Here is a 12,735-nt window from a genome sequence, read left to right as displayed (position 1 = left end):
TTCGTTTTGCCTTCCGGCGGGACCCTGCCTGGAATGCTCACGGAGAGAGCATGCATCACCACTGTAAGTAAATGCAATGCAGGTTCTTACACTGCCCGCATAGTCCAGAAAGGTGCTGAAGATGCAGGAGAAAGATGAGTTGGGAGCGACTGCACCCCTGCCACGCACCAAGCGTCAGCCGCCGACGGTACGTCTACGGCGTCTGGCAGCCGAGCTACGCCGCCTCCGCCAGGAAGCAGGACTCTCCCAGGCCGAGGTGACCGAGAAGACCGACGTCAACCTCGCTACGCTCCACCGGATCGAAACGGCCAAGACCAAACCGCAGCTCCGGACACTCAACACCCTGCTCGACGCCTACGGCGTCACCGGCAGCCAACGCACAGATCTGGTGACGCTCCAGAAGGAGGCCAAGCAACGCGGATGGCTACACGGCCTCGAAGCAGACCTCCCCGACAAGTACAGCGCCTACATCGGCCTGGAGGCCGAAGCCCAGCAGGCCATCAACTACGAGTCGCTGTTCATCCCCGGCCTTCTGCAGACCGAGGACTACATGCGGGCGATGATCCGTGGTGTCCGTCCGACCGTTACCGATGACGAAATCGAGGATCGTGTCGCTGCCCGGATACAACGACAAGCTCTCCTGGAGGGAGACACACCACTTCATCTATGGGCGGTCCTGGACCAGGCCGCCCTGCTCCGACAGGTCGGCGGCGACTCTGTCATGCGTGCCCAACTCAAACACCTGGCCCAGCAGGCTCGACGCCCACATGTCACCATCCAGACCATCCCGTTTTCCGCTGGAGCCCACCCAGGTATGCCCGGCAGCTTCATCGTCTTGAAGTTCGCTGCGGACAACCCCGATGTGATTCACATCGACAGCATGGCCGGCGACATTTTCCTTGAGGAAGAAACGGATATCCAGCGGTATAACGATATGTGTGAGCACCTTCGCGCGATAGCGCTCAGTCCCGCCGATACAGCCGCGCTACTCGCATCTCTACACAGAGATCACTAGCGAAAGGAACCCAGATGCAACCAGATCTGTCCGGTGCGCGATGGCGCAAGAGCAGCCTCAGCGCCGATGGTCCGAGCTGTGTCGAGATGGCCTTCGTCGGCAACGACGTCGCCGTCCGCGACACCAAAGACCGCGACGGCGGAACCCTCATCTTCAGCCGTACCGAGTGGAACACCTTCATCGGAGGCATCAAGAACGGCAACCTCGACGCCCTCCCCTAACCCCCACCCACCGAGGACACAGGATGCGGAAACCTGACCTCTCCCGAGCACGTTGGCGCAAGAGCAGCCTCAGCGGCGACGGCCCGAGCTGTGTCGAGATGACCTTCGTTGGCAACGACGTCGCCATCCGCGACGGCGGCACCCTCATCTCCAGTCGCAACGACTGGGGCGCCTTCATCAACGGCATCAAGAACGGCCACTTCGACGGTTTTGCCTGACTCCCTGGAGAACGTCGAACCCGACAGGACGCTCTCCGAGTGTCCTGTCGGGAAGCTTGGCGGACGATCGAAACCTCCCTTTCGAAAACCCGCATCCGCACCCGTACTTCCGTCTGAGCAGCGTACGAAATCCTCATCGCTTAACTTTGAGTGACGACACATTGAACCGCTCCGGGATCAGTGGAGTGACGTACCCCTAATCCCGCGCCGAGTTCGATGAACGTCTCGCCCTTGCGCAGTTAGACCAGGACGAGCAGAGCCTACTGGCCGGGGTTGAGCTGACACAGGGGCGCCTCTACGACCTGCGCAGGCCAGGTTCCTGATGGACGTAAAGCTCGACAACGCGGTCATCGGGGTCGGTAAGGACGTGCCGGCCGGATGGCAGCGTGACGGCATCGGCCGGGGCGGTGAAGCCAATCCGCAGGCTCCCGGTGGCCGGGCGGCGACTGGTGGCGGGGTAGAGCTCGAACACGGTGCCGCCGAGGGTGGTGGCGTAGTGCTCGGGGCCGGCGGCGTGCTGCTCCCTGGCAAAGGTGAGGCCGAGCCCGGAGTAGAAGCCATGGCAGGCGTCGAGCTGATCGGTGTAGATGACGATCAGACTGGCGTGGATCACGGAGTTCTCCTTGATAGCCGCGGACAGAGCGCTCGTCCCGGTTGTAGCGGGCTGCTGCCGATCACGGTGGCCCTGGTTAGATCAATCGATCAATGAAAGGAAGGAGAGGAGATCATCGTCTCCCTGGTATTTCAGGGTGTTGCGGGTCGGGTGCTTCACGCCGGTTTGGTCTCGTCGATGGGTACCTCGTAGTGCACGGTCCATGGCTTGTCGTCTCCGTGGACGCAGTGCGATGCGAGCCGTAAAGGGGCGCCGTCGTAGCGTTGATGCCAGTCTGCGGGGATGCCCAGTGGGGGCTCACTGTGCGTCCAGGGCGAGCTGGCGGCCGTCACCGGACAGCAGAGAGAACGGGGCAGCGGTGCGTCCGTCTTCAGAGCCGCCGTCCACGCCGTGGATGAACCGGCACGGGCCCGAGATCTGAGCCTTGATCTGCTCCTGCGTAGTACTCCAGGCAGCTCACGGCCGGCTCAGCAGCCGGTCCGAATCGCCGTCGGTAGGCCAGCGGACCGAGCCCGGTCTGCTGCCGCATCCGGGCTCGCAGGTTCGAGGCGGTGCCGAGCCCGCTGAGGCGGGCCACCACGTCGAACCGGAGCTCGCCGCACTCGATCAACCGGCAGGCCAGCGCCACCCGTTCGGCCGTGAGCCAGGCCAGCGGGGTGGTGCCGAGCTGGGCGGCGAACCGCCGGTGCAGGGTGGCGGGGCTCACCGCCGCGTGTGCCGCCAGGTCCGCGACGGTGAGCGGGTGGTCCAGCCGCTCCTGTGCCCAGGCGAGCACCGAGCCGAGGGAGTCGTCGGGTACCGCGGGAACCGGGCGTTCGACGAACTGCCGCTGGCCGCCGTCCCGGTGCGCCGCGAACACCAGGCGCCGGCTCACCGTGTTGGCCACCTCCGCGCCGTGGTCGCGGCGGATCAGGTGCAGGCCGAGGTCCAGCGCCGCCGCGCTGCCCGCCGCGGTCAGCACGTCGCCGTCGTCGACGAACAGCACGTCGGGCTGGAGCCGTACCTCGGGGTGGCGGGCGGTGAACGCCTTCGCCCAGCGCCAGTGCGTGGTGGCCCGGCGACCGTCCAGGACTCCCGCCGCCGCCAGGGTGAAGGCGCCGGTGCAGAAGCTCACCAGCCGGGCGCCCCGCCCGGCTGCGCGGCGGACGGCGTCCAGCACCTCTGGGGCCGGGGGCACCAGTGGATCTGGCCAGTTGGGCACGATCACGGTGTCGGCCCCGTCGACCGCGTCGAGCCCGGCCACGTCCGACAGCGTGAACATCCCGGCGTGCATGCGGACGGCGGGCAGCGCGGCGCTGAGCGTGAAGTCGTACCACGGCACGTCGATCTCGGGACGGCGCAGCCCGAACAGCTCGGTCGCCACGCCCAGCTCGAACGGGTTCGAGCCGTTGTCGACGATCACGGTCACCCGGTGGGGCCGATACGCCGTTGCCTGCGAGGATCCATGCGACATATGCGATTCCTAGCACTCACGCCATACGGGCGCCAACCGCCACGATGGCCCCATGAACGACGAACCAGTCCTCCTGCGGACCGCGCTGGCCGGCTTCGACCAGCTGTGGAGCCCGCGGATCGTCACCCGGGTGAACGACTACGACGTCCGGATCGCGAAGGTGTCCGGCGAGCACATCTGGCACGTCCACGAGAACACCGACGAGTTCTTCATGGTGCTCGACGGGGAGTTGTCCATCGCCCTGCGCGACGGCGATGTCGACGCTGATATCGCCGTCGACACCGGCACCGCCGCCGAGGCCGACATCAGCGATGCAGGAACGGGTCGAGGTGAACGGGTCGTCACGCTGCCGCAGGGGGCGGTGTTCGTCGTACCTCGCGGTGTCGAGCACCGGCCGTCGTCGGCCGAGGGCGCCTCGATCCTGATGTTCGAACCGACCGGTACCCCGTCGGTCGGCGACCGGCACGACCCGATCCCCGGTCACGTCGATGCCACCATCGGCCACCCTCTCGGCTGAGCCGACACGACCGGTCGCGGCCGGTCACGGTCAATTGCGACCGGTCGTCGTGGGTCGCGGCCGGTCCCATCTCCCCGCGACCGGCGCCGGGCTCCCAAAAGCAGTGTTCCTACCGGAGGGACCGCTACGGCGGTGTTAACGTTCGCGTTCACATCCGGGCAACAGCATGATCGCGAAGCTCGGCGGCATGAGAAGCAGAAAATCGTTCGTCATCGCGATCGCGCTCGCCGCTCTCATCGGTTCCGGGGCCACCGGCGCGAGCGCCGACCGTGGGTACGGCAGCCGGCCACCGGCGTGCGTGTCCCTGTCAGGACCTTCAGGACCTTCAGGACCTTCAGGACCGTCCGAGCCTCCGCCGTTGAAGCCGACCACCGTCACCATCATCGAGCAGGCGTACCACTGCGTCTTCGCCAACTACTACAGCGGCCCGGTCCTGGACCCCCGCGCGCTGCTGGTGCCCGCGTTCACCGCGCTCACCCAGGAGTTGCAGCGTCGCGGGCTCGACCGGCCGAACGCGACGATGCCGGCGCTCACCGGCAACAGGAACGCCGACTGGGCCGCGTTCCGCGCCGTCTACCAGAAGGTCGTCGGCACGTTGCCCGCCGACCCCGAGGTGCGGCAGGCGGTCGCGGAGGCGACGATGCGGGGCATGGTGCAGAGCCTCGACGACAACCACGCGAACTGGGACCGTCCGACCCCTGGCGGAGCGTCGCTCGGCGCCCGCCTCTCCGGCCTTCGCCCTCCCGGGGTGATCGATCCGGCGGCCACCCCGCCGCTCTTCATCACCGACGTGCGCCCGGAAGGCCCGGCCGCAAAGGCGGGGATCCGGCCGGGCGACGAACTCGTCTCGGCCGAGGGGGTGCCGCTCTTCGTCAACGGGGTGCTCTCCCAGGGAGTCCTCGACGGGCTCATCAGGCCCCCTGCGGGGAAGGCGATCCGGCTCACCCTGCGCCGTCCCGCCACCGGCGGCACCGTCGACGTCTCGGTGACCCCCGCCCCCTCCTCCGGCTCTGAACCGAAGGTCGACTCCAAGCTGCTCTCCGGCTCCGTCGCCTACGTCGCACTGCCGGGCTTCTTTCCCGGCGCGGCGGACAAGGTCCTAGCGGCCATCGCCTCCCTGCGCGAGAAGGCGACCCTGCGCGGGGTTGTGCTCGACCTGCGCGGCAACGGCGGCGGCAGCCCTCAGGAGGTCTCCAGGCTGCTCGGTGCCTGGACGCACGGCAAGGTCACCAGCTACTGGTGCGACGTGCACGGCCGCTGCACCGCCAACCGGAGCGACGACACCGTGCCGCTGCTGGGCCTGCCCCTCGTCGCGCTCACCGACCGCAACTGCGCCTCGGCGTGCGACTCCTTCACGAGCACGGTCAAGGATCTCCGTCTCGGCACCCTGGTGGGCACCCGCACCGCCGGCGCGGTGTCCGGTCCCGGAGCCGCCTATCTGCTCGATGACGGCAGCGCCCTCATCCTGCCCAAGAAGCACGAGATCGGAGCGAATCGGGAGGTCGTCAACACCATCGGCGTCGCCCCCGACCACCAGGCCCCGATGACCTCGGCGGACCTGTCCGCCGGACGCGACCCGGGCGTCGCGAAGGCCCTCACCCTGCTGAAGTAGGCCATTCCCGCTCACGGAGCCCGGCGACCGCCGGGCTCCTTCTTCTGTGCCGCGGGCGGCCCTGCCGCGTACGGGGAAGCTCACGGTCGGCTGCTACGGGCGAGAAGAGTCGTGATCGAACGCTGTAACGGTCGGCCGTTGCGGGCGAGGAGACTCATGTCAGCCACTAAGGACGGGAAAGATCACGGTCAGTTCGAGGCCGCCGCCGGGGTTGGGCCGGGCGGTGACGGTGGCGTGGTGGGCGTGGGCGATCGAGGCCACGATGGACAAACCGAGACCGGCACCGTCGGCGCTCCCGGTCCGGGAGTGCAGCCTGCGGAACGGCTGGAACAGCTCGTCGACCCGTTCGGCCGGCACCTCGGAGCCGGTGTTGCGTACGGTCAGCACGCCGGTCGCGGTGAGGCCGACGTGCACGGTCCCGCCGGGACGGTTGTGGCGGACCGCGTTCTGCAGCAGGTTGGTCAGGAGTCTGCCGAGCAGGATCGGGTCACCCACGACGACGACCGGCCGGGTCTGTGAGGTGATGGCGATGCCGTCGATGCCGTCGGCGGTCGTCTCCTCGATCGCCTGGCGGACCAGTGCGTCGAGGGCCACCGGCTCCATGCCGTCCGGGCCGTGTTCCGCCTGGGCGAGCAGGAGCAGTGAATCGATCAGCCGCTCGGTCCGGCGGTTCGCGGTCAGCAGCTTCTCCCGTACCGGGACGAGTCGGTCCGGCAGCGGGTCGTCCAGCCCGATCTGGATCGCGGCCCGCTGGACGGAGAGCGGGGTCCGCAGTTCGTGGGCGGCGTTGGCGATGAATCGGCGCTGGCTGTCGACCGACCGTTCCAGCCGTTCCAGCATCGCGTCGAAGGTCTCGGCGAGGTCGGTGAGCTCGTCGCGGGGACCGGCGAGCCCGATCCGTTCGTGCAGGTTGGACAGGGAGAGACGGCGTGCGGTTGCGGTGATGTGCCGCAGCGGGCTCAGCACCCGTCCGGCCAGCCACCAGCCCGCGGCCACCGAGACGACGGTGAGCAGGGCGATCACGATCGCGCTCACCGTCCACTGGTAGCGCAGCACCGCGCCGGACAGGGTGTTCATGACGTCGACGACCTCGGGTTGTGGCGGGAGGTCGGGCAAGTCCGGCGCCCTCGGCGCGGGAACCCCCTGGGGGAATCGGCCAACGGGCGGAAATTTCTCCGTGACGGATCTGACCCGGCTCTCCAGCGTGTTGCTGAGCAGCAGGTTCACCACGGTGAGCAGGATCGTCGAGGTGGTCAGGAACAGGCCGGTGTACAGCAGGGTCAGGCGCATCCTTACCGTGCCGAAAAGCTTCCGGGCCGCGCGCCCGCTCACAGCGGACCTCCGGCACCGCACGTTCCCGGACCGCACGCCGGGCGCACCGTACCTCTCCGACCGTATGCCGGGCATGCCGCGCCTTTCCGGCCATATGCCGGGCATGCCGCGCCTTTCCGGCCGTACACCGGGCTCGCCGGGTGTCTCCGGGGCGTACGCCGGATCACAGCAGGTACCCGGCGCCGGGCACGGTGTGGATGCACGGCGGGTCGCCGAGCTTGGCGCGCAACCGGCTGACGATGACGCGTACCACGGTGGTGAACGGGTCGGCGTGCTCGTCCCACGCCGACTCCAGCAGCGTTTCGGCGCTGACCACGGTCCCGTTCGCCCGCATCAGCACCTCGAGCACCGCGTACTCCTTCAACGACAGCCTCAGGAAGCGGCCGTCGCGGGAGACCTGCATCCGCTGCGGGTCCAGCACGATCCCGTGGCGTTCCAGCACCGGTGGCAGCGCTGCCTGGCTGCGCCGCCCCAGGGCACGTACCCGCGCCACCAACTCGGTGTAGTCGAAGGGTTTGGGCAGGTAGTCGTCGGCGCCCAATCCCAGGCCCGCGACCCGCTCGGGGATCGACGCGGCCGCGGTCAGCATCAGGATGCGGGTGCGCGCCCCGGCTCGCACCAGGTCCCGGCAGATCACGTCGCCGGATATCCCGGGCAGGTCCCGGTCCAGTACGAGCACGTCGTAGTCGTTGACGGTGAGCCGCTCCATCGCGGCCTCGCCGTCGTATGCGACGTCGACCGCCATCGCGTGCCGTCGCAGCCCCATGGCCACCAGGTCGGCCAGGTCCCGCTCGTCCTCCACCACCAGTATTCGCATGATCGAAGTCGTATCCGACGACCGGTATCAGCGGCGTTAACGCCCGTGCCACACCGTCGCCGCCGGGGTGATCGCGCGAAGGCACGCCTCGCCGCCGACCGTCGCCCCGCACCCCGCACCCCGCACCCGGCACCCGGCACCCGGCAGGCCCTACCTCTCGGTCCCGGCCATGGACTCGCCTCCGACGAATCCTCCTTTCTCTGGTCGATATCGCGAGGGCGTCATCGATCGTCGAGACCTTCGAGGATCGCGCGGACCTTACCGGCTTCCGCGTGCTGCGGGCCGTACTTCCGCTCCAGGTCGCCCAGCAGGTCGCCCAGCGTGCGCCTGGCCTGGGCCCGGTTACCCGAGCCGAGTTCCACCAGCCCGATCTGACGCCGGAGTTCGAGGATCCGCTCCTCGTCGGCGCCGAATCGCCTCTCGTCGGCGAGGAGTTCACGAAACTGCGTCAGGGCGAGGCTCATCTCCCCCACCGCCGCGTGGCAGTTCGCCTCCATCAGCCGGCATCGCAGCGCGAGGTTGTTGCCGGGTCCCTCCACCTGGGCGACGTCGATCGCCAGCCGACGGAACTCGGGCGCCGCCCGACGGTAGTCCCCGCCGAGGAAGAGCGCCTCGGCGAGCTCGATCCGCAGGTCCACCACCTCGGAGCTGGCCGAGCCGAACGAACCCTCGGCGGGGCGCATCACCTCCGCGAGCACATCCGCCGCCTGGGTGAAACGGGACTCCACCTTGAGCTTCCTCGCGTCCCTGCGGGCGCGTTCAAGATCGTCCCCTCCGATCTGCGCCGATTCCGCGGCGAGCCTGATCCGCGGCGGCCGTACCGGATCGGCGGGCCGACGGTTCCGGTTCGCCCCCATGGGGGCGACGCGTCCGACGACCGCGGCGTACATGCGCACCGGGTGAGGCGTGTCCAGGTTCACATAGCCGGGAAAGGGCGGCAGTTCGCGGCAGAAGTCCAGCAACCGCTCGTAGACCACCCCCGCGTTGGCCGGCCGTTCCTCGGGCGACTTGGCGAGCAGCCACAGGACCAGCCGCTCCAGACCTTCGGGGATGCCCTGCCTTCTGGCGCGCAGCGGCCGGGGCGGGACGTCCGTGTGGTTGCGCATCGAGGCGAGCGCGGTGGGGGCGGCGAACTGGTTCTCGCCCGCGAGCATCTCGTCCAGGATCACGCCGAGGGAGTAGAGATCACTCTGCGGACCGGCGATTCCGGTCATCGCCTGCTCCGGTGCCATGTAGGCCGGTGTGCCGAGTACCTCTCCCGTTCTGGTGAGCCGGGTCGTCTCCGCACCGGCCAGCGCGGTGGCGATCCCGAAGTCGAGCACCTTCACCGTGCCGTCGGGGCAGAGCACCAGGTTGGCGGGCTTGAGGTCGCGGTGCACCAGGGAGTTGGAGTGGGCCACGGCCAGCACCGAGCAGACCTGCGCGGCGATCGCCACCGCCCAGGCGACGGGCACCTGTGTCTCGTCGAGAAGCGAGGAGACGGGGGCGCCGTTGACGAGTTGCATGACGAGGTAGAGGTCGTCCTCGTGCGATCCGCAGTCGTAGACCGTGGGGACCCCCGGGTGCTCAAGCCGGGCGGTGATCCGTGACTCGCGCACGAAGCGTCTTGCGAGTTCCTCGTCCTCGCGGCCGTCGGGCAGCTTGTCGATCCTGATGAACTTGATGGCGATCGGCCGGTCGAGGCGCTTGTCGTAGCCGAACCACACCTCGCCCATTCCTCCCGAGCGACGCGAGAGAGGGTCCAGCTCGTAGCGGGCTCCGATGATCGTCCGCTTGCTCACAACCGCCCGCCGTTTAGATCAGGGGCTTCCTGTTTGTTTTCGACCGGTCCGGCGGCGATTTCGGATGACAGATTAAGTCCTTGCCATCTATCCCTTAAGTCCGGAAACATGCCTTCCTGATCATTTACCACGCCCGCCGACACCTCTCGCGGAGTTCATGCCTCAGTCGTTCACTGAAACAAACTTAGCCCCGTTTTCGGCATGTCTCTCAATGCCTAAGCAGACATAAACGACATTGACGGATATATGGGGATATTTTTTATGTAGAACTCTCTACACCGCTGCCGCCAACCCGACCTCGCGACAGCCCGGCGTCCCGGTTACCTGCGAGCCGCCGGTTCAGCCAGAGCCCGAATCGGCCTCGGGCGCGGGCTGTTGTCCCGGGCACGGCGCCCCGATACCGATGTGCACCTGTCGCAGCTCACCGTTCCCGACTCGAACATCTACCGGAAGACAGGCAGCACGCCGGACGGTGTAGCCACCCGCGAATGCCAGCCATTCCTTGTCCGCGTCGCAACGATCGACAATCACCTGGTCGCCCAGCGGCTCTGGCCTGCCCCATTTCATCCAGAACCGGCCCCGAAGATTCTCCGGAACGATCAACTCGACGAGCTCGCCTCGCCGTACGAGCAGCCCTTGTTTCGCGAACAACCCCGTCTTCCCGTCAGGCAGCTTCACCTCGCCGACCTGCAAGGCATTTGAACGATCACGGCTCGTCGGCAGTGCCACCGCACCACCGATGATCTCAAACCCGGCAGGGGGAACCTGCTCTCCGCCGACCGTTGCCTCACACTCGACGGTTACCGAGGTGGCGGGCGAGGACGAGGCCGGCATGCCGGTTTCCTGCCTTGCCGGAGAGGCGTCGGGAGTGCAGGCGACCGCGCCCAACGCCAGAATGAAGACGATCTTTCTGATGCGCACCCCCGTAGGGCCTCGGTGTGGGTCAAGTGGTCGGAACGACGGTCTTGGTGAGCTGCTCCGAGATCCGCCAGACGCGCTCGGCGTCGTCCGTGCTACGCAGCGGAGAATACATTCGCTGCTCGGCCGGTGGGCCGCCCAGGTCGCCGAGGCCCTTGGGGCCGTAGAGGACGCCGGGCTTGGCGTCGGGGTCGGTCGCGGCCATGAGCGCGGGCAGCATCGCGGTCTCGACGGTGCCGACGAGGATGCCGCGAGCCGAGAGCGCGCGGATCAGGCGGACGCCGCCGGTGTCCTTGTCGCGGCTGAGCTCGGGGCGGGCGGCGAGGAGGCTGGTGGGGGCCACTCCGGGATGGGAGAGGTTGCTGGTGACGCCCCATCCATGGGTCTTGCTGTGGCGGTCCAGTTCGAGACCGAAGAGCCCGAATGCGATCTTGGACTGCCGGTAGGCGCGCATGGCGTTGTAGTCGCGTTCCCAGTTCAGGTCGTCCCAGTTGATGGCGCCGCGTCTCGCGGCGATGCTGACCTGCGATGTGACACGAGCGCGGCCGGCGCGCAGCAGCGGGAGGAGGTGTGCGACGAGGGCGAAGTGGCCGAGGTGGTTGGTGCCGAATTGGAGTTCGAAGCCGTCCGCCGTGGTCTGCCGGCTCGGCGGGGTCATCACGCCCGCGTTGTTGATCAGGATGTGGATGGGCCGCCCCTCCTCACGGAGAGTCTCTCCGAGGGCCTGGACCGACGTGAGCGACGACAGGTCGAGACCGCGCAGCGAGACCTTCGCGTTCGGGAGACTCCGGCGGATCGCGGCGATCGCGTTCTCGCCCTTACGAAGGTTGCGGACGGGCATGACGACGTCCGCGCCGGCCGCGGCGAGTCGCGCGGCCATTCCCAACCCCATTCCGTCGCTGGCACCGGTGACGAGCGCACGCTTTCCCGACAAGTCCGGAATGGTGATGTCGATTGCCTGACGCGACATTGCTCTGCTCCTTGTGTTGTCGTCTCGGATCCACGGTCTCGGAGGCGGCGTGGATGTTCCAGGGACCGCCGATCCGTGGATGCGGCCTCGCCCACCTCGGAAACCTCCGAGACCTCCGAGAGGGGGATCGACGGTCCGTGGTTGCCGTCGCGCGAGGACGATAGAAACGGAGCAGCACCGCGAGCGGAGGGAATGCCATGATCGATCGCGCCGGGCTGGCGGAGTTCCTCCGAAGCCGTCGAGAAGTGCTGCAACCCGAAGACGTCGGCCTCCCGCGCGGTCCCCGTCGCCGGACGAACGGGCTACGGCGCGAGGAGGTCGCGACGCTGTGCCACATGTCGACCGACTACTACTCCCGCCTTGAGCAAGAACGCGGACCGCGGCCGTCGAGCCAGATGCTCGCCTCGATCGCCCAGGGCCTGCACCTCTCGCTCGACGAGCGAGACCATCTGTTCCGTCTCGCGGGGCAGAACCCACCCGCCCGCGGCGGGGTCGGCGAGCACATCAGCCCCGGCCTGCTGCGCATTTTCGACCGTCTGGACGACACTCCCGCGGAGATCGTCACCGAGCTCGGCGAGACCCTGCGACAGACCTCGATGGGCGTCGCGCTCACCGGGGACACGACCCGCTACACCGGGCCCGCCCGCAGCCTGGGATACCGATGGTTCACCGATCCGGCCGTCCGGGAACTCTACGCGCCGGAAGAACATCCGTTCCTCACCCGGATGTTCGCCTCAGGACTGCGCGAGATCGCCACCCTGCGCGGCCCCGGATCCCGAGCCGCGCATCTCGCCGACCTGCTCCTCGCCCACAGCGACGAGTTCCGGCGCGTGTGGGACGCCCACGAGATCGGGATACGCCCCCACGAGGTCAAGCACTTCGTCCACCCCGAGGTCGGGGCCCTGGAGCTGACCTGCCAGCGACTGATCGACCCCGACCAGGCCCACTCGCTGCTCGTCTACACCGCCGTTCCCGGCAGCGAGAGCCACGACAAGCTGAACCTGCTCTCCGTCATCGGCACCCAGACCCTCCACTGAAAAGGGGTGCTCGCCCGGCCGCCACACCTCGACCTCCAAAGGACCCGTGAAGCCCACATTTTCCTCCGGTGACCATCCCACGCACCCAACTTCACCCTCTTCCGGGTCAACTTCAGCACTTTTCCATTCTTCTGTCAGCTTATGTAGCTGACTATCCAGAATCTGCTGGGCACCTTGGTTCGCGAATCCGTATCTCCATTTGGTCGTAGCGTGACGTCGCGAAAGCAGAGA

General features: G+C 67.8%; 13 protein-coding genes. 6 read left to right on the top strand and 7 right to left on the bottom strand.

Annotated features, from left to right (window positions below; translation table 11 throughout):
- Window positions 1–121 precede the first annotated feature (121 nt).
- The 3 genes from ACIBH4_RS13935 to ACIBH4_RS13925 are packed head-to-tail and all read left to right on the top strand — an operon-like array spanning window position 122 to window position 1,454.
- Complete coding sequence (locus ACIBH4_RS13935; protein ID WP_362763837.1) at window positions 122–1,015, top strand: helix-turn-helix transcriptional regulator; 894 nt, start codon at window positions 122–124, stop codon at window positions 1,013–1,015.
- Window positions 1,016–1,029: 14 nt separating this feature from the next.
- A complete protein-coding gene (locus tag ACIBH4_RS13930) occupies window positions 1,030–1,236 on the top strand; it encodes a DUF397 domain-containing protein (protein WP_362763653.1) in 207 nt (68 codons plus the stop codon).
- Window positions 1,237–1,259: 23 nt separating this feature from the next.
- Window positions 1,260–1,454, top strand: a complete 195-nt coding sequence (locus ACIBH4_RS13925; RefSeq protein ID WP_362763650.1) for a DUF397 domain-containing protein — start codon at window positions 1,260–1,262, stop codon at window positions 1,452–1,454.
- A 295-nt stretch (window positions 1,455–1,749) separates the two neighbouring features.
- Here ACIBH4_RS13925 and ACIBH4_RS13920 read toward each other — a convergent pair whose 3' ends face one another.
- Both ACIBH4_RS13920 and ACIBH4_RS13915 read right to left on the bottom strand, forming a co-directional pair.
- Window positions 1,750–2,067, bottom strand: a complete 318-nt coding sequence (locus ACIBH4_RS13920; protein ID WP_362763648.1) for a glyoxalase/bleomycin resistance/dioxygenase family protein — start codon at window positions 2,065–2,067, stop codon at window positions 1,750–1,752.
- A gap of 370 nt (window positions 2,068–2,437) precedes the next feature.
- The gene (locus ACIBH4_RS13915; RefSeq protein WP_362763645.1) at window positions 2,438–3,520 is read right to left on the bottom strand and encodes a helix-turn-helix domain-containing protein; all 1,083 of its coding nucleotides are present in this window, start codon (window positions 3,518–3,520) and stop codon (window positions 2,438–2,440) included.
- Between the two features lie 52 nt (window positions 3,521–3,572).
- Between ACIBH4_RS13915 and ACIBH4_RS13910 the strand changes: the two genes are divergently transcribed.
- Entirely contained in the window at window positions 3,573–4,037 is a 465-nt protein-coding gene (locus tag ACIBH4_RS13910) for a cupin domain-containing protein (RefSeq protein ID WP_362512687.1), read from the top strand.
- 187 nt (window positions 4,038–4,224) lie between these two features.
- Window positions 4,225–5,649, top strand: coding sequence for a S41 family peptidase (locus tag ACIBH4_RS13905; RefSeq protein WP_362763642.1), 1,425 nt, complete (start codon window positions 4,225–4,227; stop codon window positions 5,647–5,649).
- Window positions 5,650–5,808: 159 nt separating this feature from the next.
- On the opposite strand, the gene ACIBH4_RS13900 is transcribed toward ACIBH4_RS13905, so the two are convergent.
- The 5 genes from ACIBH4_RS13900 to ACIBH4_RS13880 form a co-directional block, all read right to left on the bottom strand.
- Window positions 5,809–6,981, bottom strand: a complete 1,173-nt coding sequence (locus tag ACIBH4_RS13900) for a HAMP domain-containing sensor histidine kinase (RefSeq protein ID WP_362763639.1) — start codon at window positions 6,979–6,981, stop codon at window positions 5,809–5,811.
- Between the two features lie 163 nt (window positions 6,982–7,144).
- Window positions 7,145–7,798: a response regulator transcription factor gene (locus tag ACIBH4_RS13895; RefSeq protein WP_362512697.1), complete on the bottom strand. Its 654-nt coding sequence runs from the start codon at window positions 7,796–7,798 to the stop codon at window positions 7,145–7,147.
- A gap of 221 nt (window positions 7,799–8,019) precedes the next feature.
- Window positions 8,020–9,579: a serine/threonine-protein kinase gene (locus ACIBH4_RS13890; RefSeq protein WP_362763636.1), complete on the bottom strand. Its 1,560-nt coding sequence runs from the start codon at window positions 9,577–9,579 to the stop codon at window positions 8,020–8,022.
- Between the two features lie 339 nt (window positions 9,580–9,918).
- Entirely contained in the window at window positions 9,919–10,500 is a 582-nt protein-coding gene (locus ACIBH4_RS13885; RefSeq protein WP_362763633.1) for a hypothetical protein, read from the bottom strand.
- A gap of 22 nt (window positions 10,501–10,522) precedes the next feature.
- On the bottom strand, window positions 10,523–11,467 hold the full coding sequence (locus ACIBH4_RS13880) for an SDR family oxidoreductase (protein ID WP_362763630.1): 945 nt from the start codon (window positions 11,465–11,467) through the stop codon (window positions 10,523–10,525).
- Window positions 11,468–11,664: 197 nt separating this feature from the next.
- Between ACIBH4_RS13880 and ACIBH4_RS13875 the strand changes: the two genes are divergently transcribed.
- Window positions 11,665–12,504: a helix-turn-helix transcriptional regulator gene (locus ACIBH4_RS13875; protein ID WP_362512710.1), complete on the top strand. Its 840-nt coding sequence runs from the start codon at window positions 11,665–11,667 to the stop codon at window positions 12,502–12,504.
- The last annotated feature ends 231 nt before the right edge of the window (window positions 12,505–12,735 follow it).

Origin of the sequence: Streptosporangium sp. NPDC050284, assembly GCF_044459525.1 — a bacterium.
GTDB lineage: Bacteria > Actinomycetota > Actinomycetes > Streptosporangiales > Streptosporangiaceae > Streptosporangium.
This window is presented reverse-complemented; position numbering and strand designations above follow the sequence as displayed.